The following is a 26993-nucleotide window of genomic DNA, read 5'->3' on the forward strand; positions in this document are numbered from 1 at the left end:
GGCGGGTTCGGTGCGCAGGAAGTCGGGCCGGCCGACTTCCTGCGCCGCGAGGGTGATGTGTAGGCCGTCTACGTGTGGGGCGGGGCGTGGTGCCGCATGGTGGGCCTGGGGTGGCTGAGGGGGAATATATCGACCGGTCTACATAGTTTTCGGCGGCGCCGGGACTCGGGCGTGTCCGCGGGCACTCACCCGTCTCGCATCGCTGTTCCGGACGCCGATCCGGAGGACCCGCTTCACCGCCTCCACCGCCTCGACCGCCTCGACCGGACGCGCTGGACGGGGCCGGACCGGGGCGGCCAGTTCGCTGCGGTGGAGGAGCCGGACCTGCTGATCGCCGACATCAGGGCCTTCTTCGGGGACCTGACGGCGGTGGGAGTCAGCCCGACGGGCAGTGCCCCGTGAGGCAGAAGGAGCCGACCACGGAGTGTAGGAGGTCCCCGGAGGGGCTGGGCCAGCTCGCCTCAGGCCCGGCCACCAGCAGGGCGTGGGCCTGCCCGTCCGGGCCGACCAGGATGTGGTCGACCACGCGGCGCACTCCGCCGCCCAGGTTGTAGGCGTACTCGAGTTCGGCCCCGCCGCCGGGCGTCTGCTCCAGCCGGATCCGGTGGTAGCCCGGGAAGCCGGACGGGTTCCGGGCGAGGTCGGCGTCGGTGGCCACGGCCCGGTCGTACGGGGTGAACTCGCCCATCGGGAACACCTGGATCAGGCCGGTGCCGTCGGGGGAGTCGTAGAAGACCGAGGGGTCCTTCGTGCGCCGCTTCCAGCCGTCCGGTACGAGGAGGTCGAAGCCCGCCGGGTCCTGGACGAGTCTGAGCTGCGGTCCGGTGGGGGTCGGCGTGGGAGCTGGTGTGGCGGTGGCCGGGTCGGTCGGCGCCGCCGACGGGGAGGCTGCCGACGGGGAGGGCGTGGACGGGGCGGGCGCCGCCGGTGCCGCGGTCGTGGCCGAGCCCGGCCCGGCAGCCGCGCCCGAACCCTCGTGCCGCGTCAACAGGTACCCGGCGCCGCCCCCGAGCGCTCCGATCAGCACCCCGAGGACGGCCGCCAGCACGATCGTCCGCCGCTTCCGCAGCCCCGGGGCCCCGCCGCCCTCGGCGCGCGGACGGCGTTTCGGCGGCTTCGGCACGGTCGGCGACTTCGAAGGCCCGGACGTCGTCAGCGGGGGAGGCTCGGCCGGCGCCTGCGGAGGCAGTGGCGGTGGTGGTGGCGGTGGCGGTGGCGGCGCACCCCCGTCGGGCACCGTCACCCACTGCTGCCGGTCCGCGTCCCAGTGGATCCCCACGCCCGCTCCCCCCGTCGTCCCTCGTCCCGGTTCAGCCCAGCAGTCCCTCGATCGCCTGCACGACGGCGAGCGCCGAGGCGAGGCCGGACACCACGGTGGCCGAGCCCCGAAGGAGGTCCCGCAGCCGTTCCAGGCGGGTGCGGGGGGCGGTGCCCGTCTCCTCGACGGCCGTGCGGACGGCGTCGAGCTCGTGTGCCACTTCGTCCACGCCGTCGCCCTCGGCCCGTGCGAGCAGGGGGAGTTGGGCGCTCAGTTGCCGGACGGAGGTGAGCAGCAGGCGGGTCTGCGGGTCGAGGTGGACGGAGGAGTCGACGGCCCGCGCGTCGGGGCCGGAGGCGACCGCGCCGCCGCTCATCGCGCCGACCGCGATCCCGCCGGGGACCGCGGTCGGAACCTCCACGCCCGCCGGAGGCCCGGCTGCGGGTGCGGCCGCTCCGGAGTGCTGGGACCGGTCCTCCGCACTCGCCCGGTCGCCGGCCGCGACGGCCCCGCCGGACAGGTGCCCGATCGACACCCCGCCGCTCACCCCGCCCTGCTCGGCCTGCCCGGGCTGTCGCCCGTCCGTTCCACCGTTCATCGCCGGTCTCCCCGCTCCCTCGTCAAGCCGTCCACTCGTCATGCCGTTCCCTCGTCAAGCCGTCCACTCGTCATGCCGTTCCCTCGTCACGCTGTCCACGCGTCACGCGGTCTTCTCCCCGTGCGGTCCCTCGGGCGTGGGGCTGTGCCGGGCGGTGGCGCCGGGGCCGGAGGCGACCGCGCCGCCGCTCATCGACCCGATGTGGATCCCGCCGTCCAGGACCTGGACGACGGTCTGTTCGAAGCGTCCGGTCTCGTAGCCCTCGGAGTGCAGTGCCTCGCGGACGCCGTCGATGATCCGTTCCTCGATGGTCTTCACGTACCGGTTGACGTCCAGTTCCTGGAAGAGCGAGACCGTCGGCTCGGCGGCGAGCTCGCGCACGGAGACGACCGGCCGGGCGGCCACCACGGCCTCGCCGTCCCCGCCGGCCGCGCCGCCGGGGTGCCGGAGCGCGCGCAGTGCGGCGGGCCCCGCGGTGAACGCCGACACGGCGGGGCGTCCGCCGTTCAGCCGGGTGCCGCGCAGGGCGGCCGCGTCGGCGAGCAGCTCATAGTCGCGGCGGACGGGGCCGAGGACGTGCGGCACGACCTCCAGCACCAGCAGCCGGCCCTGGGTGTGCACCCGGAGCAGGACGGACAGCACGACCTGTTCGTCCCAGGCGCCGACCCGCACCCGCAGGAAGTGCCGGCGCCGTTCGGCGCCCTCGTCGACCGCCGCGGCCAGGTGCCGGGCGACGGTCTCCTGGTCGCGCGGGACGTCGGCGCGGCGCGGGCCGTACGGCAGGAAGACCAGTTCCTGGACCTCCATGTCCCGCAGCCGGTCCAGGCTGGTCGAGGCGGTGGCCTGCCGCAGGGCGAGCAGCCGCGGGACGATCAGGTCGAGGACGGCGCGGGCGGTGAGCTCCCCGGCCGGGGAGGCCGCGGCGGCAGCGGTCGGGGCGGGAGCGGCCGTGGCGGGAGCGGTCGGGGCGGCGGCGGGCCCGGTCCTGCGGCGCTTCAGCTCCAGGACGAACGACCAGGGCTGGTACGGGGTCCCCGCGCCGAGGAACGGGTCGGCGGGGTCGTAGACGACGAGCGGCGAGTACTGCTCGGCGCCGATCGCGGCGCCGATCCGGGCGTAGCGCGGTCCGGCGGGTAGTTGTCGTGGCCGGAGCCGGAGGAAGTCCTCGCGGTTGAGCTCCCGGCGCACGGTGCCGGCGACGAGCAGCCGGTGCACCCAGACGGTGGCGGCGAGCGCCAGCGGGAAGAGCACGCCGAGGAGGTGGGAGTCCCGCAGCGCGAGCAGGGCCACCACCCAGTAGAGGGCGTGGGCGACGCCGGCGGCCAGCGACAGCAGCCCGTTGGCGGGGCGCCGGGCGGCGGGCCGGGCGACGGCGGGGGCGGCGGGCGCGTACAGGGCGTCCTCGCGGACGTCCGGGGACTTGGCGTACCAGGACAGCAGGCAGGCGAGGGCGTACAGGAGGGCGGTGTTCGCCAGGTAGGGCGTCGCGTACCGGGTGAGGTCGTCGAAGGTGTTGCCCGCGGAGGAGTCGCCGGCGACGCGGTACGGGCGGGAGGAGCCGTAGCCGGAGGACGGCGGGTGGGTGAGCAGCGGCAGGTAGGCGGTGACGAAGAAGCCGGCCCAGACGGCCGCCAGGACGGCGCCGGTGCGGAACTCCAGCGCCCGGGCCCGGAGCGCGTGGGCGAGGACGGTGACGAGGTCGAAGCCCAGCGAAGGCGGGACGGAGCGCTCCTCGTGCTCGACCAGTTCGGAGACGACGCGCCGGCGCAGCTCCGGGTCCAGGTAGACCCCGGCGGACAGCAGTCTGGTGGCCTCGGAGAAGGCGTGGCCGGGCGGCCCCTGCGTGGCTGTGGCGGCTTGCGCGGCTGTGGTGGCCGGTGCGGTCGCGGTGGCCCGCGCGGCGGCGTGGTACGGCTGGTAGGTCATCCACTCCCCCCGGTGGTGAACCAACTCGCGCAGATTATGGCCCAGTTGTCCGCGGCCGGCCAGCGGTACGGCGGTATTTCCGGCAGCGCACCAGAGGCCCGCGAGAACCGGCGAGACACCCGTGAGGGGCCCACGAGGAGCCCACGAGAGGCCCTGCCGAGGGGGAGGGCGAGAGGGGGAGGGCAAGAGAGAGGGCGAGGGAGCCCCCCGGAACGCCCGAGCCCCCGGACGGTGCCCGTCCGGGGGCTCGGCGCTGCGGTGGTAAGCCGCTCAGCACTCGATGACGTTGACGGCGAGGCCGCCGCGCGAGGTCTCCTTGTACTTGATCTTCATGTCGGCGCCGGTCTCCTTCATGGTCTTGATCGCCTTGTCGAGCGAGACGTGGTGGCGGCCGTCGCCGCGCAGCGCCATCCGGGCCGCGGTGACGGCCTTGACCGAGGCCATGCCGTTGCGCTCGATGCAGGGGATCTGGACCAGGCCGCCGACCGGGTCGCAGGTGAGGCCGAGGTTGTGCTCGATGCCGATCTCGGCGGCGTTCTCGACCTGCTCGGGGGTGCCGCCGAGGACCTCGGCGAGGCCGCCGGCGGCCATCGAGCAGGCGGAGCCGACCTCGCCCTGGCAGCCGACCTCGGCACCGGAGATGGAGGCGTTCTCCTTGAACAGCATGCCGATGGCACCGGCCGCGAGGAGGAAGCGGACGATGCCGTCCTCGTCGGCGCCCGGGATGAAGTTCAGGTAGTAGTGCAGGACGGCGGGGATGATCCCGGCCGCGCCGTTGGTCGGCGCGGTGACGACCCGGCGGCCGGAGGCGTTCTCCTCGTTGACCGCCATCGCGTAGAGGGTCACCCACTCCATCGCGTTGGCCGGCCCGATGCCCTCGGCGCGCAGCGCCCGGGCGGCCGCGGCGGCCCGGCGGCGGACCTTGAGGCCGCCGGGCAGGATGCCCTCGCGGGACATGCCGGCCCGCACGCACTCCTGCATGACCTGCCAGATCTCCAGCAGGCCGGTCCGGATCTCCTCCTCGGAGCGCCAGGCCTTCTCGTTCTCCAGCATCAGGCCGGAGATCGACAGCCCGGTCTCCCGGGTGAGCCGCAGCAGCTCCTCGCCGGTGCGGAAGGGGTAGCGCAGCGCGGTGTCGTCGGGCTTGACCCGCTCCGCGCCGATGGCGTCCTCGTCGACGACGAAGCCGCCGCCGACCGAGTAGTAGGTCTTCTCCAGCAGCGTGGAGCCGTCCGCCGCGAAGGCCCAGAGGGTCATGCCGTTGGCGTGGTAGGGCAGCGAGCGGCGGCGGTGCAGCACGAGCTGGGTGTCGGGGTCGAAGTCGATCGGGTGGTCGCCGAGCAGGTTGATCCGCTTCTCGGCGGTGATCCGCTCGACGTCCTTGTCCGCCTGGTCGACGTCGACCGTGCGGGGGGAGTTGTTCTCCAGGCCCAGCAGGACGGCCTTCGGCGTGCCGTGTCCGTGGCCGGTGGCGCCCAGCGAGCCGTACAGCTCGGCACGCACGCTCGTCACCCCGTCCAGCATGCCCTCGGACCGCAGGCGGCGGGCGAACATCCGGGCCGCGCGCATCGGGCCGACGGTGTGGGAACTCGACGGGCCGATGCCGATGGAGAAGAGGTCGAAGACGCTGATGGCCACGGGGGACGTCCTTGTCTGGTCTCGTGGAAGTACGGGCGGGCGGGGGACGACACGGGTCGGGGCACCGCGCGCACCTACCAGTGTGCGCGGTGCCCCGGGGTCCCAGGTGCCGTGGCGGGGTGAGGCCGGTCACCCCGCCCGGGCGATCACCGGAGTGATCAGAGGTTCGGGTACAGCGGGTACTTCTCGGCCAGCGCGGTGACGCGGGCCTTGAGCGCGGCGGCGACGGTCTCGTCGAAGGCGGGCTTGAGCGCCTCGGCGATGATGTCGGCGACCTCGCGGAAGTCCTCGGCCTGGAAGCCGCGGGTGGCGAGGGCCGGGGTGCCGATGCGCAGGCCGGAGGTGACCATCGGCGGGCGCGGGTCGTTCGGGATGGCGTTGCGGTTGACCGTGATGCCGACCTCGTGCAGCCGGTCCTCGGCCTGCTGGCCGTCGAGCTGGCTGTTGCGCAGGTCGACCAGGACGAGGTGGACCTCGGTGCCGCCGGACAGCACCGAGGCGCCGGCCTCGGCGACGTCGGCCTGGAGCAGGCGCTCGGCGAGGATCCGGGCGCCGTCCAGGGTGCGCTGCTGGCGCTCCTTGAACTCCTCGGACGCGGCGACCTTGAAGGCGACGGCCTTGCCGGCGATCACGTGCTCCAGCGGGCCGCCCTGCTGGCCGGGGAAGACCGCGGAGTTGATCTTCTTGGCCCACTCGGCCTTGGACAGGATGACGCCGCCGCGCGGGCCGCCCAGGGTCTTGTGGGTGGTGGTGGTGACCACGTCCGCGTAGGGCACCGGGTTGGGGTGCAGCCCGGCGGCCACCAGGCCGGCGAAGTGCGCCATGTCCACCATCAGCAGGGCGCCGACGGCGTCGGCGATCCGGCGGAACTCGGCGAAGTCGAGCTGGCGCGGGTAGGCGGACCAGCCGGCGATGATCAGCTTCGGCTGGTGCTCCTTGGCGAGGCGCTCGACCTCGGCCATGTCGACCTGGCCGGTCTTCTCGTCCACGTGGTACGCGGCCACGTTGTAGAGCTTGCCGGAGAAGTTGATCTTCATGCCGTGGGTCAGGTGACCGCCGTGAGCCAGGCTCAGGCCCAGGATGGTGTCGCCCGGCTGGATCAGCGCGAACATCGCGGCGGCGTTGGCCTGCGCGCCCGAGTGCGGCTGGACGTTGGCGTGCTCGGCGCCGAACAGGGCCTTGATCCGGTCGATCGCGATCTGCTCGACCACGTCGACGTGCTCGCAACCGCCGTAGTAGCGGCGGCCGGGGTAGCCCTCGGCGTACTTGTTGGTGAGCACCGAGCCCTGGGCCTCCATGACCGCCACCGGGGCGAAGTTCTCGGAGGCGATCATCTCCAGCGTGGTCTGCTGGCGGTGCAGCTCGGCGTCGACCGCGGCGGCGATCTCCGGGTCGAGGGAGTGCAGGGACTGGTTGAGAACCGTCATGGTGTGGTCTTCCCGGTGGAGGAGGATCAGGGGTGCCGTGCGGAGCGCGCCCTCGGAAGGGTGGCGGGCGACGGGTGGTCGGCGCGGGCGGGCCGCCGCGCTGCGGCCCGCCCGGTCACGAGCGGGTCAGGCCTTGATGAAGGCGTTGTACTCGTCCGCGGTGAGCAGCTTGCCGGTGGACGCGACGCGCACCTTGAACAGCCAGCCGCCCTCGAAGGGGGCGCTGTTGACCAGGCCGTTGTCGTCCAGAACGTCCTGGTTGGTCTCGACGACCTCGCCGGTCACCGGGGAGTACAGGTCGCTGACCGACTTGGTGGACTCCAGCTCGCCGCAGGTCTCGCCGGCGGTCACCTCGTCGCCGACCTCGGGCAGCTGCACGTAGACGATGTCACCGAGCGCGTCGGCGGCGTGCTGGGTGATGCCGATCGTGGAGACACCGTCCTCGGCGGCGGTCAGCCACTCGTGCTCCTCGGTGTACTGCAGGTGCTGGGGGTTGCTCATGGCGTCATTCTCCAGGATGGGAAGCGGGTACGACGAAGCGGGCCGCCGCGCGGACGGCTTCGACGTGGGTCTTCGGGGGAGTGGGGGTTCAGCGGGCGCGCTTGTAGAACGGCAGCGCCACGACCTGGACCGGCTCGTGCTTGCCGCGCACGTCCACCGCGACGGTGGTGCCCGGGGCGGCGTGGGCCGCGTCCACGTAGGCGATCGCGATCGGCTGTCCCAGGGTGGGGGACGGCGCGCCCGAGGTGATCCGGCCGATCGGCGCACCGTCGGCGGAGACCACGGTGTACTCGGCGCGCGGCACCCGCTTGCCCTCGGAGACCAGGCCGACCAGCACCCGCGGCGGGTTGGCCTCGGCCTCGGCGGCGGCCTTCTCCAGGGCCTTGCGGCCGACGAAGGCGCCCTCGTTGGTGGTCTTGTCGAAGCGGACGACCCGGCCCAGGCCGGCGTCGAACGGGGTCAGGTCGGTGGAGAGCTCGTGCCCGTACAGCGGCATGCCCGCCTCCAGGCGCAGCGTGTCCCGGCAGGACAGGCCGCAGGGGACCAGGCCGTGGCCCTCGCCGGCGGCGGTCAGCGCCTGCCAGACGGCCTCGGCGTCGCCCGGGTTGCAGAAGATCTCGAAGCCGTCCTCGCCGGTGTAGCCGGTGCGGGCGAGCAGCACGTCGCGGCCGGCGACCTGGGCCGGGAGGATCGCGTAGTACTTCAGGCCGGGCAGGTCGGCCTCGGTGGTCTTCGCCAGGATCGCGGTGGACTCCGGGCCCTGGACGGCGATCAGCGCGTAGGTGTCGCGGTCGTCGGTGACGACGGCGTCGAAGCCCTTGGCGCGGGCGATCAGCTCGTCCAGCACCAGCTGGGCGTTGGAGGCGTTGGCGACGACCAGGAAGGCGTCCTCGCGCAGGCGGTAGACGATCAGGTCGTCCAGGATGCCGCCGTCCTCGGCGCAGATCATGGTGTAGCGGGCGCGCAGCACGCCCAGCGCGGAGACGAAGCCGACCAGCGCGTGGTCCAGCATCTCGCCGGCCTGCGGGCCGGTGACGGTGATCTCGCCCATGTGGGAGAGGTCGAACAGACCGGCGCGGTTGCGGACGGCGAGGTGCTCCTCGCGCTCGCTGCCGTAGCGCAGCGGCATGTCCCAGCCGGCGAAGTCGGTCATGGTCGCGCCGAGGGCGCGGTGCAGCGCGTCGAGCGCGGTCAGGCGGAGGGACGACATGGCCAGGAACTCCTCGGTCGGGGCACTCAGGGGTGCACGCGCCGGAACCGTGCCCGCTCGGGGACCGACCCCTGCGCGCGGGCATGCGGCGGCGTGGGTCTCCCCATCTGTCGTCGAACCTGAGAGCTTCACCGCCCACCTGCCCGCAGCTGTTTCCAGCATCCAGGACAGCATGGCGGCTTGCACCGTGGGTGGGCGCGCGACAGGGCCGTGCGCCGCTTTCCAGATGTGCCTAACCCGTGCGGTAGGGGGGCCTGAGAGATTCCGGGGAGGACTTGCTCCTTCGGCGCCGGCTGTACCACCTGAGGGGGTACTCCGGGCTCTCCCGCGCGGGTTCGAGCGGCCGGTATGGAGTTGTGGGGCCCGGCGGCCCACTGCGCCGTCGAACGCGCACATCATGGCACGTCCGGGCCGCGGGCGGGAGAGGGGCCCCGGTCACGCCGCGTGATACCGAACACGGGCCCTAAACTGCTCCGCGTCGGCGTAGCACAGGGCGGCCGAGCGGCAGAGGGCGGATCAGGCGCGCATGGGGTACCCGGTGGAGCAGCAGCAGGGGTGGGGCGGGCCGGAGTCGGCGCCGCCGGGCGGCGGGTGGCCGGCCAACGAGCTGGAGCAGGTGCTGACCGCCGCGCTGGGCGACCCGGGTGCGACGCCCCGGGTGATCGAGGTGCTGGCCCGCAGCCAGGTGTGGATCCCGCTGCCGGCCGGCGGCGACCCGCAGGGGCAGTCGCTGGACCTGCCGACCGTCGAGCTGGCCGGTGACCCGTACGTCCCGGTCTTCTCCTCGCAGGAGGTGTTCCTGCAGCAGGCGCCGGGGATGGCGTTCGCGGTGGCACCGGCCTGGGAGTTCGCCCGCGGCCTGCCGCTGGGCGTCGGCATCGCCGTCAACCCGGAGGCCGCGGTGGGCATCCCGGTGCCGCCGCAGGGCGTGGCGGAGCTGCGCCGCGGTCCGCGGGAGGACCGCTGGGACGCCGCCGGCGAGGCCCTGGCCCCCACCGGCGGCCGGGTGGCGCTGCGCGAGCCGGTGCCGGGCGAGGACCCGGAGCACTTCCTGGCCGCCTGCCGCGCGGAACTGTCGCTCCTCCCCGGAGTGTTGACCGCCCGCCGGGCGCTGGCCAGCATCGAGGGCGAACCGACCGTGATGTTCGTGGGCGTCCAGTTGGATCCGGCGGCCCCGGCCGACCCGGCCGCGGTCAACGAGGCGCTCGGCCGGGCCCTGGGAACCGCACCGCTGCCGGGGGGCGTCCACCTCGTACTGCTCGATCTCGCCGACGATCCGGTGGTCGAGTGGCTGCTCGCCCGGGTACTGCCTTTCTACGCGCGGGTGTGAGCGGCGTTCGTTCGTAGGCACGTCGCCGTGGCGGTGGCCGGTGCCGCGCCATAGGGTGCGTGCAGACGGCCGACGGGCCGGCTGGGTTGAGGAAAGAGGCGCGGCGAGGTGGGCGCATGAGTGCGGGAGCGGTAGCGGGCGGTGCACCGGGGCCCTGGGGCCAGGCGTCCGCCGGGCGCCCCGGGGCGGATCCGGGCGCGCTGGAGCGTGCCCTGCGCGAGGTCGTGCCGGAGCGCTACGACGCGTACGAGCAGCTGCTGCACGCGCTGGCCGACGGGCAGGTGTGGATGCTGCTCTGGCACGGCACGCCGGGCAGCCCGGACGCCCAGTACGGGAACATGGAGATCAGCGGCCACGGCTACGCGCCGGCCGTCACCTCGCCCGAGCAGCTGGCGGCCTCCGGCTGGGCCCGGGCCCACGAGGTCATCTCCGGGCGGGAGATCGCGGCCTCGCTGTACCGGACGCGCTGGGGTCTGTGGCTGAACCCGCACGCGCCCGGCGGCGGGGTGGGCGTGCCGTGGGCGGACCTGCGCCGGATCGCGGCGGGCCTGGACCGGCTGCCGGCCGGTCCGCTGAAGCTGAGCGAGCCGCAGGTGAACGCCCAGCCGTTCTTCGCGCTGCTGGAGCGCCAGGCGGGTGAGGTGCGCGCGGTGCGCGCGCTGCGCCGGGCCTGGGTGCAGCCGGCGGTGGGGGAGCCGTACCTGGCGATCGGTCTGGACCTGTACGAGAGTTCGCCGCCGGCGGTGGAGGCGGTGCGCGCGCTGATGCAGCGGGCGATCGCGGTGGCCCCGGAGGGGCTGGCGGTGTCCACCGTGGCGATGGCGGACGAGTACGACCCGGTGGCGCTCTGGATGCGGGCCAACGCCCGCCCGTTCTACGACCGCGAAGGCGGCCGGCCGCCGGCGGCGACCGGGCCGTACCCGCCGGTGCCGCCCCCGGCGTACCACTCGCAGCAGGCGCCGGGCTACGGCTACGGCACCCAGCCGCCCGGGCCGGGCTGGCACGGGCAGCCGCAGCAGCCGTGGCCGGGCTACCCCGGGCGCTGATTGCCGGAGCGACTGCGGTCCGCGACTCCGGTCGAAGTCATTTCCGCGAAGCCGACTTGATTGTCCGTCAAGTCGGCTTCGATGCTTTCCGGACGAATTTCCGATTCGGCCGTCCGGTCATCTTGACATGCCTGCTGCAGTCGTGTGAAGAGCGATATGCCGCAGATCGATGACGTGCATGCCAGCAGATCACAGTTGGGCATCTGTCGGTTGTCAGGTCTGGCGTAAGCCAAGTCGCATGGCAGAGAGTTCTGCGCAACGCACCGCGCATTGGAACCCCACAAAGGTGAGCGCGTACGCCGACCCGCTCGTCCACGCGAAGCCCATCCCGCGTGGTGGCAGTGCCTGTGCACGACGCACTGCCGCGAACACCCGCTCCTGCTAGCACCTTTCGCACGTCCGCAGCCGCACCGCCGAAGCCGGCGACCGGCACCCGTGGGCCGGCCACCGTCGGCGAGGGGACCAACTGACCATGACCGCATCCGTGACCACCGCCGGGAACGAACCGGAGGCAGCAGCCCCCGCCGGCCCGGCCAAGAAGATCGAGGGCCGCTCCCTCGGTCAGATCGCCTGGACCCGCTTCAAGCGGGACAAGGCCGCCGTCGTCGGCGGCGTCGTGGTGATCCTGCTCATCCTCCTCGCCGTACTGGCCAAGCCGATCGAGTCGCTGTTCGGGCTCGACCCGGACGCCCTCCACCAGGACCTCCTGGACGCCGACCTCGGCGGTCTGCCGTTCGGCGACTGGGGCGGCATGAGCTGGGACCACCCGCTCGGCGTCGACCCCCTGCAGGGCCGTGACCTGCTCACCCGCGTCATCGAGGGCTCCTGGGTCTCCCTGCTGGTCGCCTTCGGCGCGACCGTGCTGTCCAACACCATCGGCACCGTGCTCGGCATCATGGCCGGCTACTACGGCGGCTGGGTGGACACGCTGATCAGCCGCGTCATGGACGTCTTCCTCGCCTTCCCGCTGCTGCTGTTCGCCATCGCGATCTCGACCTCGCTCCAGGGCGGCGCGTTCGGCCTGCACGGCCTGCCGCTGCACATCCTGGTGCTGATCTTCGTGATCGGCTTCTTCAACTGGCCCTACATGGGCCGGATCGTGCGCGGACAGACGCTCTCGCTGCGCGAGCGGGAGTTCGTCCACGCGGCCCGCAGCCTCGGCGCCCGCGGCCCGTTCATCCTGTTCAAGGAGCTGCTGCCGAACCTGGTCGGTCCGATCCTGGTCTACTCGACCCTGCTGATCCCGACCAACATCCTCTTCGAGGCGGGGCTGAGCTTCCTCGGTGTCGGCATCCAGCCCCCGCAAGCCTCCTGGGGCGGGATGCTCCAGGACGCGATCCGGTACTACCAGGTGGACCCCCAGTACATGGTGGTCCCCGGTCTGGCGATCTTCATCACCGTGCTCGCCTTCAACCTGCTCGGCGACGGGCTGCGCGACGCCCTCGATCCCAAGAGCAACTGACGTTGCGTCAGGACCCTCCCTCCTCCACATCCTCAAGGGGTTGATCTCACCCATGCGTAGGTCCCGTACCGTCGCCCTGACCGCGGCGGCCGCCGCCGCGGTCCTGGTGGTCACCGGTTGCTCCAGCTCCTCCAAGAGCGGCGACTCCTCCTCCTCGTCCTCCTCCTCCGGTGGCGGCGGAGCCAACGCGGCCACCAAGAACATCGTCAACGCCTCGGACAAGAAGGGCGGGACGGTCACCTTCGAGATGAAGGGCACCCCGGACTCGCTCGACCCGGGCAACACGTACTACGCGTACATCTACAACTTCTCGCGCCTGTACGCCCGTCCGCTCACCACCTTCAACCCGGCCGCCGGCGAGGAGGGCAACAAGCTCGTCCCGGACCTCGCCGAGTCGCTCGGCGCGCCCAGCGCGGACGGCCTGAGCTGGACGTACAAGATCCGCAAGGGTCTGAAGTACGACGACGGCACCCCGATCACCTCGAAGGACGTCAAGTACGCCGTCGAGCGCTCCAACTTCGCGCCGGACGTGAACTCCAACGGCCCGACGTACTTCCACGACCTGCTGGTCGACAACGACACGCCGTACGCCGGCCCGTACAAGGACAAGACCGGCGACCTGAAGTCGATCGAGACGCCGGACGACACCACCATCGTCTTCCACCTGAAGCACCCGTTCGCGGACTTCGACTACCTGGTGAGCGCCCCGCAGACCGCTCCGGTCCCGCAGGCCAAGGACACCGGTGCCGACTACGTCAAGCACATCGTGTCCTCGGGCTCCTTCAAGTTCGAGTCCTACGAGGACGGCAAGCAGGCCGTCCTGGTCCCGAACACCAACTGGGACAAGAGCACGGACCCGATCCGGAAGCAGCTGCCGGACAAGATCCAGCTCAAGATGAACATCGACCAGGCCACCATCGACAAGGACCTGCTGGCCGGCAACGCCCAGGTCGACCTGGTGGGCGGCGGCGTCGACCCGCAGACCCAGGCGCAGATCCTGCAGAACCCGAAGCTGAAGGCCAGCACCGACAACGCCTACGGCGGCCGTCTGGTCTACCTGGCGATCAACTCCAAGGTCGCGCCGTTCGACAACGTCGACTGCCGCAAGGCCGTCCAGTTCGCGATCGACAAGGTCTCGGTCCAGACCGCCGAGGGCGGCCCGATCCGCGGCCAGATCGCCAACACGGTGCTCCCGCCGGACATCCCGGGCCACCAGGACTTCAACCTGTACGAGACCAAGGACAACAAGGGTGACGAGGCCAAGGCCAAGGACGCCCTGAAGGCCTGCGGCAAGGACGGCATCAACACCGTCATCTCGGCCCGCACCGAGCGCGCCACCGAGGTCGCCGCCGCCACCTCGATCCAGGCCGCGCTGAAGAAGGTCGGCATCAACGCCGAGATCCAGCAGTACCCGCAGGGCAAGTACCTCACCGACAGCGCCGGTGCCCCGCAGTTCACCCAGGACCACAACATCGGTCTGATGATGATGCAGTGGGGTGCGGACTGGCCGACCGGCTACGGCTTCCTGCAGCAGGTCGTCGACGGCCGCGCGATCAAGCCGTCCGGCAACAGCAACCTGTCCCAGCTGGACGACCCGGCCGTCAACAAGATGATCGACGACGCCGCGATCAACCCGGACAAGAACGCCCGCGAGAAGATCTACGGCGACATCGACAAGAAGGTCATGGAGCAGGCGGTCATCGTCCCGCTGACCTACTTCAAGGTCTTCCTGTACCGCCCGGACAACGCCACCAACATCGCCTCCACCCCGGCGTTCTCGGGTGAGTACGACTACCTGAACATCGGCACCACCAAGTAAGAGCCTGGCTCCGCATCCCTGAAGGCAGGTGAAGGCAGCGGCGCCCGCCGCCGTCCGGAGGATCCCGGACGGCGGCGGGCCGCCGGAGCCGCCCAACTGTGTTTGCCTACATCATCCGCAGGATCCTCGCGGCGGTGATTCTGCTGCTGGTCGTCAGCGCCGTCACCTTCGCGATCTTCTTCCTGCTCCCGCGCATCGCCGGCGAGACGGCCGACCAACTGGCCGCCCAGTACATCGGGAAGAACCCCTCCCCGGAGGCGATCGCGGCGGTCAAGCAGAACCTCGGCCTCGACCAGCCGCTGTACACCCAGTACTGGAACTTCCTCAAGGGCCTCGTCAGCGGCGCCGAGTACAAGTTCGGGCCGGAACCGGCCACCTGCCACGTCCCCTGCTTCGGCTACTCCTTCAAGAACCACCTGGAGGTCTGGCCCGAGCTGTCCAAGCGGATCCCGGTCACCATCTCGCTCGCCACCGGCGCGGCCGTGCTGTGGCTGGTCTCCGGCGTCGCCACCGGCGTCGTCTCCGCCCTCAAGCCGCGGTCGATCTTCGACCGGCTCTCCATGGGCGTCGCCCTCGCGGGCGTCTCGCTGCCGGTCTTCTTCACCGGCGCGCTGCTGCTCACGCTGTTCAGCTACGAGTGGCCGATCCTGGACAACCTGCAGTACGTCGACTTCACCGACAACCCGCTGATGTGGGCCCGCAATCTGATCCTCCCCTGGATCTCGCTGGCCTTCCTCTACTCCGCGCTCTACGCCCGGCTCACCCGCGCCGGAATGCTGGAGACCATGAGCGAGGACTACATCCGCACCGCCCGGGCCAAGGGTCTGGCCGAGCGCAAGGTCGTCACCCGGCACGGGCTGCGCGCCGCGCTCACCCCGATCGTCACCATCTTCGGCATGGACCTCGGGCTGCTGCTCGGCGGCGCGCTGATCACCGAGCAGGTCTTCTCGCTCCAGGGCGTCGGCCAGTTCGCCGTCCAGGCGATCTCCGACAACGACCTGCCCAAGATCCTCGGCGTCACCCTGCTGGCCGCCTTCTTCATCGTCGCCTGCAACCTCGTGGTCGACCTCCTGTACGCCCTCGTCGACCCCCGGGTGAGGCTCTCGTGACCGAGCTCCAGAAGACCACGGCAGCCGCCGCCCCGCAGTCGGCACCGACCGGCGACCCGTTCCTGTCCGTGCGCGACCTGCGGATCCACTTCGACACCGACGACGGCCTGGTCCGCTCGGTCGACGGGGTCAGCTTCGACCTGCACAAGGGGCGCACCCTCGGCATCGTCGGCGAGTCCGGCTCCGGCAAGTCCGTCACCTCGCTCGGCATCATGGGCCTGCACCGCTCCAAGCGGGCCCGGATCAGCGGCGAGATCCTGCTCAACGGCGAGGACCTGATCGCCGCCGGCCCGGACCGGGTGCGCCAACTGCGCGGCCGCGAACTGGCGATGATCTTCCAGGACCCGCTGACCGCGATGCACCCCTACTACACGGTGGGGCAGCAGATCGTCGAGGCCTACCGGGTGCACCACCCCGAGGCCAGCAAGAGGCAGGCCCGGGCCCGCGCGATCGAGATGCTCGACCGGGTCGGCATCCCGCAGCCCGACCGCCGGGTCGACGACTACCCGCACCAGTTCTCCGGCGGCATGCGCCAGCGCGCGATGATCGCCATGGCCCTGGTCAACGACCCCTCGCTGCTGATCGCCGACGAGCCCACCACCGCCCTGGACGTCACCGTCCAGGCGCAGATCCTGGACCTCATCCGCGACCTCCAGGAGGAGTTCGGCTCCGCCGTCATCATCATCACCCACGACCTCGGGGTCGTCGCCGAACTGGCCGACGACATCCTGGTCATGTACGGCGGCAAGTGCGTCGAGCGCGGACCGGCGGAAACCCTCTTCGACGCGCCCGAACACCCCTACACCTGGGGCCTGCTGGGCTCGATGCCGCGCCTGGACCGGGAGCTGCAGGACCGGCTCGTCCCGGTCAAGGGCACCCCGCCCAGCCTGATCAACGTGCCGACGGGCTGCGCCTTCCACCCGCGCTGCCCGTACGCCGCCCTGACCGACGGGCGCTCCGGCAGCGAGCTCCCGGTGCTGGCCGAGGCCGCGCCCGGGCACTACGCGGCCTGCCACCTGCCGGCCGCCGAGCGGCACCGCATCTTCGCCGAAGAGATCGCGCCCCGGCTGTGAGCCCGGCCTCGTACCACCTTTCTGGAGAGAACCGATGACGGACACCCAGACGGCGCCGATCCCGTCGCCGGCCCCCGCCCCCGACCGCGAGCCGCTGCTCCGGGTGACCGGCCTGACCCGGCACTTCCCGATCCGCAGCGGGCTGATGCGGCGCCAGACCGGTGCGGTCCGGGCCGTCGACGGCATCGACTTCACCGTCAACGCCGGCGAGACGCTCGGCGTCGTCGGCGAGTCCGGCTGCGGCAAGTCGACCATGGGCCGACTGGTCACCCGGCTCGACGAACCGACCGGTGGGAAGATCGAGTTCGAGGGCACCGACATCACCCACCTGAGCGTCGGGGCGATGCGGCCGCTGCGCCGCGACATCCAGATGATCTTCCAGGACCCGTACTCCTCGCTGAACCCGCGGCACACGGTCGGCACCATCGTCGGCGCCCCGTTCAAGCTGCAGAACGCGGTGCCCGCGGGCGGGCTCAAGAAGGCCGTCCAGGAGCTGCTGGAGCTGTGCGGCCTCAGCCCCGAGCACTACAACCGCTACCCGCACGAGTTCTCCGGCGGCCAGCGCCAGCGCATCGGCATCGCCCGGGCGCTCGCCCTCAAGCCGAAGATGATCGTCGCGGACGAGCCGGTCTCCGCCCTCGACGTCTCCATCCAGGCCCAGGTGGTCAACCTGCTGGACGACCTCCAGCAGGAGCTCGGCCTGACCTACCTGATCATCGCGCACGACCTCTCGGTGGTCCGGCACGTCTCCGACCGGGTCGCCGTGATGTACCTCGGCAAGGTCGTGGAGATCGCCGACCGGGACTCGCTCTACCGCAGCCCGATGCACCCGTACACCAACGCGCTGATGTCCGCGGTGCCGGTCCCCGACCCGCGCCGCCGCCAGCGCGCCGGCCGCGAGCGGATCCTGCTCACGGGCGACGTCCCCTCCCCGATCAACCCGCCCAGCGGCTGCCGCTTCCGCACCCGCTGCTGGAAGGCGCAGGACGTCTGCGCCAGCCAGGAACCGCCGCTGACCGCGCTGAAGACCGGGCACCAGGTGGCGTGTCACTTCCCCGAGCAGGGCGAGGGGAACGACTAGCGGGGTCCCGAGCAGGGCGAGGGGAACGACTAGCGGGGGTCCCGAGCAGGGCGAGGGGAACGAGTAGCGGGGTCCCGAGCAGGGCGAGGGGAACGAGTAGCGGGGTCCCGAGCAGGGCGAGGGGAACGAGTAGCGGGGTCCCGAGCAGGGCGAGGGGAACGGCCGGCCGGGGCCCGCCCCCCCTGCCGGCCGTTCCCGCACCCGCCCGCGGAGGGGAGGGTTCCGCACAGGTCATAGTTGTTCCCGTGACCTCGCAGATCTTCCCCTCCGACGTGCAGCAGTCGCTCGACCTCGCCGGCATCTTCGTCTTCGCCCTCTCCGGAGGGCTGCTCGCCGTCCGCAAGAACATGGACATCTTCGGCATCTGTGTCCTGGCCGAGGTCACGGCCCTCGGCGGCGGCGTGATGCGCGACCTGGTGATCGGCGCGACGCCGGTCGCCGCCTTCAGCAACTTCGGCTACTTCGTCACGCCGCTGGTGGCCGCGTCCGTGGTGTTCTTCCTGCACCCCGAGGTCGAGCGGATCAACCGGGCCGTCCAGACCCTCGACGCCCTCGGCCTCGGCCTGTTCTGCGTCACCGGCACCGCCAAGGCCCACGACTACGGCCTCGGCGCCGTCGCGGCCGTCGCCCTCGGCATGGTCACCGCGGCCGGCGGCGGCGTCATCCGCGACGTGCTGGCCGGCGAGATCCCCTCGCTGCTGCGCTGGGACCGCGAGATCTACGCCGTCCCCGCCCTCGTCGGCGCCGCCCTCGTCGCGGTGCTGATCGGCGCCGACCGGCTCACCGGCCTCACCGGCACGGCCGCCGCGCTCACCGCCTTCGTGCTGCGGATGCTCGCCCTGAAGTACGGCTGGCGCGCCCCGCGGGCGTGGCACCGCAACGGTTCTCGCACCAGCGAGGAGTAGGCGAGCCGCCGTACGCGAGCGAGATCGCCTCCGCCGTGCAGAGCAGCTCCGGCACCATCCGGGCCAGCTCGGCCGGCGGCACCCGGCTGGCTGGGGCGCTCAGCGCGCAGGCCGCGACCGTCCGGCCGCCGCTGCCCGCCACCGGCGCGGCCACGCACGTCACCGGCTCCCGGTGCTCGGCCGACTCGGCCGCCCAGCCCCGCCGGCGGACCGCCGCCAGCTCGGCCGGCAGCTCCTCCTCGGGGGTGCCGTCCTCCGGCAGCCCGGCCAGCAGCACCCGGCCGATCGCCGTCCCGCCGGCCGGCGCCCGGCGCCCGATCCGGGACGTCCAGCCGGCGCCGGGGGCCGCCCAGTCACCGGCCACCTCGTCCAGGTACAGCACCTCGCCGTCCTGCAGCACGGCCAGCTGGACGGTGACCCCGCAGCGCGCGTTGAGCGCAGCCAGGTACGGCGCGGCGACCTGCCGGACGTCGATCTCCTCCAGCGCCCGGTGCGCCAGCGAGAGCACCCGGCCGCCGACCCGGTAGCGCAGGTCCGGCAGGCGCTGGGCGAAGCCGTGCTCCTCCAGGGTGCGCAGCAGCCGCAGCGCCGTGGACTTGTGCACCCCGATGCTGGTCGCCGCCTGCTCCAGGGTGACCGGGCCGTCGCCGAGCGACCCGAGCAGCGTCAGGGCGCGATCGACCGACTGCGACATGGCGCCCCCGCTCCTGTCCGCGCCGATGGTTCCGCGCCGATGGTGAAGTGCCCCGCGACGCGTCCGTCGGACCGTCCGCGGGAGGTGTCCGTCAGGCTAACCGCTCGGGCACACAACGGGTCAAACGGGGACCGGACGCCACCGTCCGCTGGCCGCGGCCGCCCGGGCCGGCGCGGAGGTGGCCGGATCGGTGCGCACGCGGGTGGCCGATAGGTGCGCACACCGGGACGGGCCCGCGGGCGGGCCCACTACAATCGGGGGGTTATGCCATACCTGGACCATGCGGCGACCACGCCGATGCTGCCCGAGGCGTTCGCCGCGATGACGGCGCACCTGGGGGTGGTCGGCAACGCCTCGGCCCTGCACGCGGCCGGCCGCCGCGCCCGCCGGGTGGTCGAGGAGGCCCGCGAGTCGCTGGCCGACTCGCTCGGCGCCCGCCCGAGCGAGATCGTCCTCACCGGCGGCGGCACCGAGTCCGACAACCTGGCCGTCAAGGGCCTGTACTGGGCCCGCCGCGACGCCGACCCGGGCCGAACCCGGGTGCTGTGCAGCCCGGTCGAGCACCACGCGGTGCTGGACGCGGTGCACTGGCTCTCCGAGCACGAGGGCGCCGACGTCGAGTACCTGCCGGTCGACGCGTACGGCCGGGTGCACCCCGAGGTGCTGCGCGCCTCGATCGAGCGCGACCCGGCGTCCGTCGCCCTGGTCACCGTGATGTGGGCGAACAACGAGGTCGGCACCGTCCAGCCGGTGCGCGAACTCGCCGCCGTCGCAAGCGAGTACGGCATCCCGATGCACGCCGACGCGGTGCAGGCGCTCGGTCAGGTCCCGGTCTCCTTCGCCGAGTCGGGGCTCACCGCGCTCACCGTCACCGGGCACAAGATCGGCGGCCCGTTCGGCATCGGCGCGCTGCTGCTCTCCCGCGGCGCCTCGCCCGTCCCGCTGCTGCACGGCGGCGGCCAGGAACGCGACGTCCGCTCCGGCACCCTGGACGCGCCCGGCGCGGCCGGCTTCGCCGCGGCCGCGGCCTCGGTCGTGAAGCACCGCGAGGAGCACGCGGCGACGCTCGGCGCGCTGCGCGACGAACTCGTCGCCGAGGTGCTCGCCGCCGTGCCGGACGCCGTGCTCAACGGCGACCCGTCGGCCGGCGGCAGGCTGCCCGCCAACGCCCACTTCTCCTTCCCCGGCTGCGAGGGCGACGCGCTGCTGATGCTCCTCGACGCCCAGGGCATCGAGTGCTCCACCGGCTCCGCCTGCTCGGCCGGGGTGCCCCAGCCCAGCCACGTGCTGCTCGCCATGGGCGTCGACCCGCTGCTCGCCCGCGCCTCGCTGCGCTTCTCGCTCGGGCACACCTCGGTGCGGGAGGACGTGACGGCGCTGGCGGAGGCCATCGGGCCGGTCGTCCAGCGGGCGCGCAACGCCGGGCTGGCGTCGGTGCGCAGGTAGGCGTTCCCGGGCGGGCGTTCCCGGCCGGGCATGTTCGGCGGCCCCGTACTCTTGTAGTCACCATGACTGACTTCCCGGGTGCCCCGACCACACCGTCCACCGGCCGCCTGCGCGTGCTCGCGGCGATGTCCGGCGGAGTCGACTCCGCCGTCGCCGCCGCCCGCGCCGTCGAAGCGGGTCACGAGGTGACCGGCGTCCACCTGGCGCTCTCCGCCAACCCGCAGTCCTTCCGGACGGGCGCCCGCGGCTGCTGCACCATCGAGGACTCCCGGGACGCCTGGCGGGCCGCCGACGTCATCGGCATCCCGTTCTACGTCTGGGACCTCGCGGAGCGCTTCCGCGAGGACGTCATCGACGACTTCGTCGCCGAGTACGCGGCCGGGCGGACCCCGAACCCGTGCCTGCGCTGCAACGAGAAGATCAAGTTCGCCGCGCTGCTGGACAAGGCCGTGGCCCTGGGCTTCGACGCCGTCTGCACCGGCCACTACGCCCGGATCGTCGACCTGCCGGACGGCTCCCGCGAGCTGCACCGGGCGGTCGACGGCGCCAAGGACCAGTCCTACGTCCTCGGCGTGCTGGACGCGGACCAGCTCGCCCACTCGCTCTTCCCGCTCGGTGACACCACCAAGGAGGAGATCCGGGCCGAGGCCGAGCGCCGGGGCCTCGCGGTGGCGAAGAAGCCCGACAGCCACGACATCTGCTTCATCGCCGACGGAGACACCCAGGGCTTCCTGGCCAAGCACCTCGGCACCGCCACCGGCGACATCCTGGACACCGACGGCACCAAGCTCGGCGAGCACGACGGCGCGTACGGCTTCACCATCGGCCAGCGCAAGGGCCTGCGGATCGGCCGCCCGGCCGCCGACGGCAAGCCGCGCTACGTCCTCGACATCTCCCCGGTGAACAACACCGTGACCGTCGGCCCGGTCGAGGGGCTCGACGTCACCGGCCTCACCGCCATCCGCCCCCGCTGGTGCGGCACCGAGCCGCTCGCGGACGGGCGTTACACCGCCCAGCTGCGCGCCCACGGCGAGGAGGTGCCGGTCTCGGCCTCGGTGGTCGACGGCGAACTCCGGGTCAGCCTCGACACCGCCGTGCGCGGCATCGCCCCCGGCCAGGCCGTGGTGCTCTACGACGGCACCCGCGTCGTCGGCTCCGCCACCATCGCCACCACCGAACGCCCGGCTGTCACCGCGTAGGCGGGCCTCCCGGGCGCGGGGGTTCCCCTCCGGGGCGGCACGGTCAGAGCGGCGGGTTGGCGTCGGCCGTGAACGGGGCGCCGTGGCCGGGGACGAACCGCATCGCCCGCGACATGGTGCTGCCCTCGCACCGGGACGGCGGGCAGGCCCAGTACCTGGCGGCCCCCGTCCCGGAGGACGGCGAGGACGAACGCCTGGCCGGGGTGCTGGCCTGGGCCCGGGAGCACCTCCACGAGCCGCTGCCGGTGGCGGAGTTGGCCCGGCGGGCGATGATGAGCAAGCGTTCCTTCGCCCGCCGATTCGCCGCGGCCACCGGGACCACCCCGCACGCCTGGCTGCGGGAGCTGCGGCTGGGCGCCGCCGAGGAACTCCTGGAGACGACGGGCCTGCCGGTCGAGGAGGTCGCCCGTCGGGTCGGCTACGGCAGCGCGGCCGTCCTGCGCGAGCAGTTCGTCCGCCGCCGCGGAGTCCCGCCCCGCACCTACCGCCGGGCGTTCACCCGCGTCGCGCACGAGGACTGACCTCCCGCCGCGGCCGCCAGCGCACCTCGCCGTACCAGCGGCGGTGCACCGGCGGTCGCGCCGACCGGCAGGGCGGGTGGTCCGCCGTCGGCGGGTAATGCCGGTGAGCCCCGGCCGCGGGCCGTGATAGACCAGGGAGCACTATGAACATCACCGTCTTCTGCTCCGCGTACTCGCTCGACGACCGCTACTCGGCCCCCGCCGCCGAGTTCGCCCGGCTCCTGGGGGAGGGCGGGCACACCCTCGTCTGGGGAGGGTCGAACGCCGGGCTGATGGGGCTGCTCGCCGACGAGGTGAAGGCGGCCGGCGGCCGGCTGGTCGGCGTGATGGTCGAGATGCTGAAGCACAAGGGCTACGTCGGTGCGGACGAGCTGGTGATGACCGCCGACCTCGCCGCGCGGAAGGCGGAGCTGGCCGCGCGGGCGGACGCGATCGTCGTCCTGGTGGGCGGGCTGGGCACGCTGGACGAGGTCACCGAGGTGCTGGAGCTCAAGAAGCACGGCATGTTCGAGAAGCCGGTGGTCGTCCTGGACACCGAGGGCTTCTACACGGGCCTGCGGACCCAGCTGGAGCGGATGGACGCCGAGGGCTTCCTGCCCCGCCCGCTCGCCGAGCTGATCGGCTTCGCCGACACCCCGGCGCAGGTCTTCGAGCAGCTCAAGGCCTGAGAGGATCGGGCCATGGCTGCACATCTGATCACCGGCGCCGGCTCCGGCATCGGCGCCGTCCTGGCCGGGAAGCTCGCCGAGCGCGGGGACGACCTCTGGCTGCTGGCCCGTGACGCACGGCGGGCCGCCGAACTGCGGGAGCGCTTCCCCGGGGCGCGGACCCTGGTCGGCGACCTCGGCGACCCGGCGAAGCTGTCCTGGGCCTTCGGCCACCAGGCGCTGCCCGGCGAGCTGGACTCGCTGCTGCACGTGGCGGGCGTCGTCGAGCTGGGCACGGTGGGGGACTTGCCGGTGAAGGCCTGGCAGGAGACGCTGAACGTCAACCTGGTCGCCCCCGCCGAGCTGACCAGGCTGCTGCTGCCCTCGCTCCGGCTGGCCAAGGGCCACGTCGTCTTCGTCAACTCCGGCGCCGGCCTGAACGCCCACGCGGAGTGGTCGGCGTACGCGGCGAGCAAGCACGGCCTGAAGGCGCTGGCCGACGCGCTGCGCCAGGAGGAGCACGCGGGCGGTGTCCGGGTCACCTCCGTCTACCCGGGCCGCACCGCGACCGCGATGCAGGTGAAGGTGCACCAGCAGGAGGGCCGGGAGTACGACGCCGGCCGCTGGATCGAGCCGGAGTCCGTCGCCAGGGCGGTGCTGGCCGCCCTGGACGCCTCCCGGGACGCGGAGATCACCGACATCACCGTCCGCCCCGGGCGCTGACCGCGGGGCCGGCGCCGCGCACTAGGCTCGGACGGGTGAGCACCCCACACCCCTTCCCCGACCTGCGCGGCGCCGCCACCGGCGTCGGTTCGCTGCCCGGCACCGACGCCCGGGAGGCCGCCAAGACCTCCACCGGGGCGCTGGAGCACCTGCCGTTCCTGCCCGAGCTGCCGGCGCGCGGCCCGGGCGCCGACATGATCGGCCGCGGCGCCGGCTTCCTGGTCGAGCTGTTCGCGCAGACCGAGCCCAGCGGCTGGCGGTTCACCGACCGCCCCGGCCGGGACACCCGGCGGGCCCACTCCTGGCTGGGCGAGGACCTGGACGCCCTGGAGGAGTTCACCCAGGGCTACCGGGGCGCGCTCAAGGTGCAGGCCGTCGGCCCGTGGACGCTGGCGGCGAGCATCGAGCTGAAGCACGGCGAGAAGGCGCTCTCCGACCACGGCGCCTGCCGGGACGTCGCCGGATCGCTGACCGAGGGCCTGCGCCGCCACCTGGCCGACGTCCGCAAGCGGATCCCGGGCGCTGAGGTCGTCCTCCAGCTCGACGAGCCGTCGCTGCCGGCCGTGCTGGCCGGTTCGGTGAGGACGGCCAGCGGGTTCCAGCGGCTGCGCTCGGTGGACCGGCAGGTCGCCGAGGAGGTGCTGCGCGAGGTGGTCCGCGCCCTGGACGCACCGGTCGTCGTGCACAGCTGCGCGCCCGACGTCCCGATCCCGCTGCTGCGCCGCGCCGGAGTGGCCGGGATCTCGCTGGACTTCTCCCTCCTCACCGAGCGCTCGGACGACGACCTGGGCGAGGCCGTGGAGGCGGGCACGACCTTCCTCGCCGGTGTCGTCCCCTCCACTGACCAGGGAGTGTCCGACCCGGCCGGTAGTGTCCAGGGTGTCAGGACCTTGTGGCGCAGGCTCGGGTTCGCCCCGGAGCTCCTGGGCCGCCGCGTGCTGGTGACGCCGACCTGCGGGCTGGCCGGGGCCTCCCCGGCGTACGCGCGCAGGGCGCTGTCGCAGAGCGTGCGGGCGGCGCAGAGCCTGGTGGACAACCCGGAATGAGATCGTAGGAGGGCTTGCGGTGGAGGCTGTCGAGGGCTGGGAGGACGTCGCGGCGGAGGTGCGCCGCCGGCACGCCGAGCTGGCGCAGGAGATCACCGACCACCGGGTCCGCTACTACGAGCAGGACGCCCCGGTCGTCAGCGACTCCGAGTTCGACGTCCTGATGCGCGAGCTGGAGGCGCTGGAGGCGGAGCACCCGGCCCTGGTCACCCCGGAGTCCCCGACGCAGCGGGTCGGCGGCGCGCCCACCGGGCTGTTCGCCGCGGTCGAGCACCGCGAGCGCCTCCTCAGCCTCGACAACGCGATGGACGACGAGGAGCTCGCGGCCTGGGCCGAGCGCGTCGCCACCGAGCTGCACGGCATCGACTACCACTACCTGTGCGAGCTCAAGGTGGACGGCCTGGCCGTCAACCTCACCTACGAGAACGGCCAGTTGGTGCAGGCGGCGACCCGCGGCGACGGCCGGGTGGGCGAGGACATCACCGCGAACGTCCGGACCATCAAGGAGATCCCGCAGCAGCTGAAGGGCGAGAACGTCCCCGAGCTGGTGGAGATCCGCGGCGAGGTCTACTTCCCGACCGAGGCCTTCGAGGCGCTGAACGCCTCCTTCGTGGCGGAGAACGAGCGCCGGCGCCTGGAGAACGAGGAGCGCGCCCGGGAGGGCAAGCGGCCCCGGGCCCTGATCCGGCTGTTCATGAACCCGCGCAACGCCGCCGCCGGCTCGCTGCGCCAGAAGGACCCGCTGGTCACCGCCTCCCGCCCGCTGCACATGGTGGTGCACGGCATCGGCGCCCGGGTCGGCTTCGACATCGACAACCAGTCGCACGCCTACCGGCTGCTGCACGACTGGGGCCTGCCCACCGCCCGGCACAACGAGGTGGTGGGGACGCTCGACGAGGTGCGGGCGTTCATCAAGCACTTCGGCGAGCAGCGGCACTCGGTCGAGCACGAGATCGACGGCGTGGTCGTCAAGGTGGACGAGATCGCCCTGCAGGGCCGGCTCGGCGCCACCTCCAAGTCCCCGCGCTGGGCGATCGCCTGGAAGTACCCGCCGGAGGAGGTCACCGGCAAGCTCGCCGAGATCAAGGTCGGCATCGGCCGGACGGGCCGGGCCACCCCGTACGCGGTGCTGGCCGAGCCGGTGAAGGTGGCCGGCTCGATGGTGCAGTACGCGACGCTGCACAACCAGGAGGTGGTGAAGGCCAAGGGCGTGCTGCTGGGCGACACGATCGTGCTGCGCAAGGCCGGTGACGTCATCCCGGAGATCCTCGGCCCGGTGGAGAGCCTGCGGGACGGCACCGAGCGGGAGTTCGTGATGCCCTCGCACTGCCACGAGTGCGGGGCCGAGCTGCGCCCGATGGCCGAGGGGGACATCGACCTGCGCTGCCCCAACGCCCAGTTCTGCCCGGCCCAGATCCGCGAGCGGATCGCCTTCCTGGGCGGGCGCTCCTCGCTGGACGTCGAGGGCCTCGGCTACGTCGCGGCCACCGCGCTGACCCAGCCGCTGGAGCCGGCCGAGGCGCCGGTGAAGGACGAGGGCGACATCTTCGGGCTGTCGATGGAGCAGCTGCTGCCGATCCAGGTGCTGGTGCGGGACCAGAAGACGGGCATGCCCAAGCTGGACGACCGCACCGGCGAGGAGAAGCGGGCCACCTTCTTCGCCAACCAGAAGGGCGAGCCCAAGAAGACGGCCGGGATCCTGCTGGAGAACCTGGAGCGGGTGAAGGACCGTCCGCTCTGGCGGTTCCTCAACGGCCTCTCGATCCGGCACGTGGGCCCGGTCGCGGCCCAGGAGCTGGCCCGCGAGTTCCGCGACCTGGACCGGATCTTCTCGGCCACCGAGGAGGAGCTGGCCGCGGTCGAGGGCGTCGGGCCGATCATCGCCCGTTCGGTGGTCGAGTGGTTCCAGGAGGACTGGCACCGGGAGATCCTGGAGAAGTGGCGTGCCGCCGGCGTCCGCTTCACCGAGGAGTTCGCGGACGAGGAGGAGGCGGAGCGCCCGCTGGAGGGGCTGACGGTGGTGGTCACCGGCACCCTGGCCGGGCACACCCGGGACGGCGCCAAGGAGGCGCTGACCTCGCGTGGTGCGAAGGTGACCGGCTCGGTGTCGAAGAAGACCGATTTTGTCGTCGCCGGTGACAACCCCGGGTCCAAGTTCGACAAGGCCGTTCAGCTCGGCCTGCCCGTCCTGGACGACGCGGGCTTCGCGGTGCTGCTCGCCGACGGCCCGGCCGCGGCCCGCGCCCACCTGGGCCTGCCCGAGGCCGGGGAGGCCCCCGCCGGGGCCGCGGAGGAGGCCGCCCCGAGCGCCGGGTGACCGAATCCGTCTTGTTA

22 protein-coding genes, 1 pseudogene and 1 riboswitch are annotated in these 26993 nt (G+C 72.8%); of the genes and pseudogenes, 15 read left to right on the top strand and 8 right to left on the bottom strand.

Features of this window, described 5'->3' with window-relative positions; translation table 11 throughout:
• Positions 1-376 precede the first annotated feature (376 nt).
• The 7 genes from AB0N04_RS07270 to gcvT all read right to left on the bottom strand — a co-directional run bounded on the left by AB0N04_RS07270 (position 377) and on the right by gcvT (position 8558).
• On the bottom strand, positions 377-1123 hold the full coding sequence (locus AB0N04_RS07270; protein ID WP_360204743.1) for a hypothetical protein: 747 nt from the start codon (positions 1121-1123) through the stop codon (positions 377-379).
• A gap of 187 nt (positions 1124-1310) precedes the next feature.
• The gene (locus tag AB0N04_RS07275) at positions 1311-1856 is read right to left on the bottom strand and encodes a hypothetical protein (RefSeq protein WP_360204746.1); all 546 of its coding nucleotides are present in this window, start codon (positions 1854-1856) and stop codon (positions 1311-1313) included.
• 102 nt (positions 1857-1958) lie between these two features.
• Complete coding sequence (locus AB0N04_RS07280) at positions 1959-3782, bottom strand: hypothetical protein (RefSeq protein ID WP_360204748.1); 1824 nt, start codon at positions 3780-3782, stop codon at positions 1959-1961.
• 270 nt (positions 3783-4052) lie between these two features.
• Positions 4053-5420, bottom strand: coding sequence for an L-serine ammonia-lyase (locus AB0N04_RS07285; protein ID WP_360204750.1), 1368 nt, complete (start codon positions 5418-5420; stop codon positions 4053-4055).
• A 158-nt stretch (positions 5421-5578) separates the two neighbouring features.
• Complete coding sequence (gene glyA, locus AB0N04_RS07290; RefSeq protein WP_360204752.1) at positions 5579-6847, bottom strand: serine hydroxymethyltransferase; 1269 nt, start codon at positions 6845-6847, stop codon at positions 5579-5581.
• 126 nt (positions 6848-6973) lie between these two features.
• Positions 6974-7348 carry a glycine cleavage system protein GcvH gene (gene gcvH, locus AB0N04_RS07295; RefSeq protein WP_360204755.1) on the bottom strand — a complete coding sequence of 125 codons (375 nt, stop codon included), beginning with the start codon at positions 7346-7348 and terminating at the stop codon, positions 6974-6976.
• A gap of 88 nt (positions 7349-7436) precedes the next feature.
• Positions 7437-8558 carry a glycine cleavage system aminomethyltransferase GcvT gene (gcvT, locus tag AB0N04_RS07300; protein WP_360204757.1) on the bottom strand — a complete coding sequence of 374 codons (1122 nt, stop codon included), beginning with the start codon at positions 8556-8558 and terminating at the stop codon, positions 7437-7439.
• Between the two features lie 232 nt (positions 8559-8790).
• Positions 8791-8896: riboswitch (glycine riboswitch) on the bottom strand.
• 188 nt (positions 8897-9084) lie between these two features.
• Between gcvT and AB0N04_RS07305 the strand changes: the two genes are divergently transcribed.
• From AB0N04_RS07305 to AB0N04_RS07340, 8 genes are all read left to right on the top strand, one after another.
• Entirely contained in the window at positions 9085-9888 is an 804-nt protein-coding gene (locus AB0N04_RS07305) for an enhanced serine sensitivity protein SseB C-terminal domain-containing protein (protein WP_360204760.1), read from the top strand.
• 116 nt (positions 9889-10004) lie between these two features.
• Positions 10005-10934 (top strand): enhanced serine sensitivity protein SseB C-terminal domain-containing protein, encoded by a 930-nt coding sequence (locus AB0N04_RS07310; protein WP_360204763.1) that lies wholly within the window; start codon positions 10005-10007, stop codon positions 10932-10934.
• Positions 10935-11406: 472 nt separating this feature from the next.
• Positions 11407-12396, top strand: a complete 990-nt coding sequence (locus tag AB0N04_RS07315; RefSeq protein ID WP_360204765.1) for an ABC transporter permease — start codon at positions 11407-11409, stop codon at positions 12394-12396.
• 52 nt (positions 12397-12448) lie between these two features.
• Complete coding sequence (locus tag AB0N04_RS07320; protein ID WP_360204767.1) at positions 12449-14215, top strand: ABC transporter substrate-binding protein; 1767 nt, start codon at positions 12449-12451, stop codon at positions 14213-14215.
• Between the two features lie 98 nt (positions 14216-14313).
• The gene (locus AB0N04_RS07325; RefSeq protein WP_360204770.1) at positions 14314-15324 is read left to right on the top strand and encodes an ABC transporter permease; all 1011 of its coding nucleotides are present in this window, start codon (positions 14314-14316) and stop codon (positions 15322-15324) included.
• Between the two features lie 62 nt (positions 15325-15386).
• Entirely contained in the window at positions 15387-16397 is a 1011-nt protein-coding gene (locus AB0N04_RS07330) for an ABC transporter ATP-binding protein (RefSeq protein WP_360204870.1), read from the top strand.
• 34 nt (positions 16398-16431) lie between these two features.
• Entirely contained in the window at positions 16432-17478 is a 1047-nt protein-coding gene (locus AB0N04_RS07335; RefSeq protein ID WP_360204772.1) for a dipeptide ABC transporter ATP-binding protein, read from the top strand.
• Positions 17479-17723: 245 nt separating this feature from the next.
• A complete protein-coding gene (locus AB0N04_RS07340; RefSeq protein ID WP_360204775.1) occupies positions 17724-18383 on the top strand; it encodes a trimeric intracellular cation channel family protein in 660 nt (219 codons plus the stop codon).
• Here AB0N04_RS07340 and AB0N04_RS07345 read toward each other — a convergent pair.
• Entirely contained in the window at positions 18289-19077 is a 789-nt protein-coding gene (locus AB0N04_RS07345) for an IclR family transcriptional regulator (protein WP_360204777.1), read from the bottom strand. The genes AB0N04_RS07340 and AB0N04_RS07345 overlap by 95 nt on opposite strands.
• Before the next feature lie 264 nt (positions 19078-19341).
• Here AB0N04_RS07345 and AB0N04_RS07350 point away from each other — a divergent pair, with 264 nt between their 5' ends.
• The 7 genes and pseudogenes from AB0N04_RS07350 (at position 19342) to ligA (ending at position 26976) form a co-directional block, all read left to right on the top strand.
• Positions 19342-20523 carry a cysteine desulfurase family protein gene (locus tag AB0N04_RS07350; RefSeq protein ID WP_360204780.1) on the top strand — a complete coding sequence of 394 codons (1182 nt, stop codon included), beginning with the start codon at positions 19342-19344 and terminating at the stop codon, positions 20521-20523.
• Between the two features lie 62 nt (positions 20524-20585).
• On the top strand, positions 20586-21722 hold the full coding sequence (gene mnmA / locus AB0N04_RS07355; protein WP_360204783.1) for a tRNA 2-thiouridine(34) synthase MnmA: 1137 nt from the start codon (positions 20586-20588) through the stop codon (positions 21720-21722).
• Positions 21723-21823: 101 nt separating this feature from the next.
• Positions 21824-22243, top strand: a pseudogene (locus AB0N04_RS07360) (helix-turn-helix domain-containing protein); the annotation flags it as partial.
• Between the two features lie 143 nt (positions 22244-22386).
• Complete coding sequence (locus AB0N04_RS07365) at positions 22387-22911, top strand: TIGR00730 family Rossman fold protein (protein ID WP_360204786.1); 525 nt, start codon at positions 22387-22389, stop codon at positions 22909-22911.
• Between the two features lie 12 nt (positions 22912-22923).
• Positions 22924-23613 carry an SDR family oxidoreductase gene (locus tag AB0N04_RS07370; protein WP_360204788.1) on the top strand — a complete coding sequence of 230 codons (690 nt, stop codon included), beginning with the start codon at positions 22924-22926 and terminating at the stop codon, positions 23611-23613.
• Positions 23614-23648: 35 nt separating this feature from the next.
• Entirely contained in the window at positions 23649-24659 is a 1011-nt protein-coding gene (locus AB0N04_RS07375) for a methionine synthase (RefSeq protein ID WP_360204791.1), read from the top strand.
• A gap of 19 nt (positions 24660-24678) precedes the next feature.
• The gene (gene ligA, locus AB0N04_RS07380) at positions 24679-26976 is read left to right on the top strand and encodes an NAD-dependent DNA ligase LigA (protein WP_360204793.1); all 2298 of its coding nucleotides are present in this window, start codon (positions 24679-24681) and stop codon (positions 26974-26976) included.
• Positions 26977-26993 lie beyond the last annotated feature (17 nt).

The organism is Kitasatospora sp. NPDC051702 (genome assembly GCF_040681575.1).
Lineage (GTDB): Bacteria > Actinomycetota > Actinomycetes > Streptomycetales > Streptomycetaceae > Kitasatospora.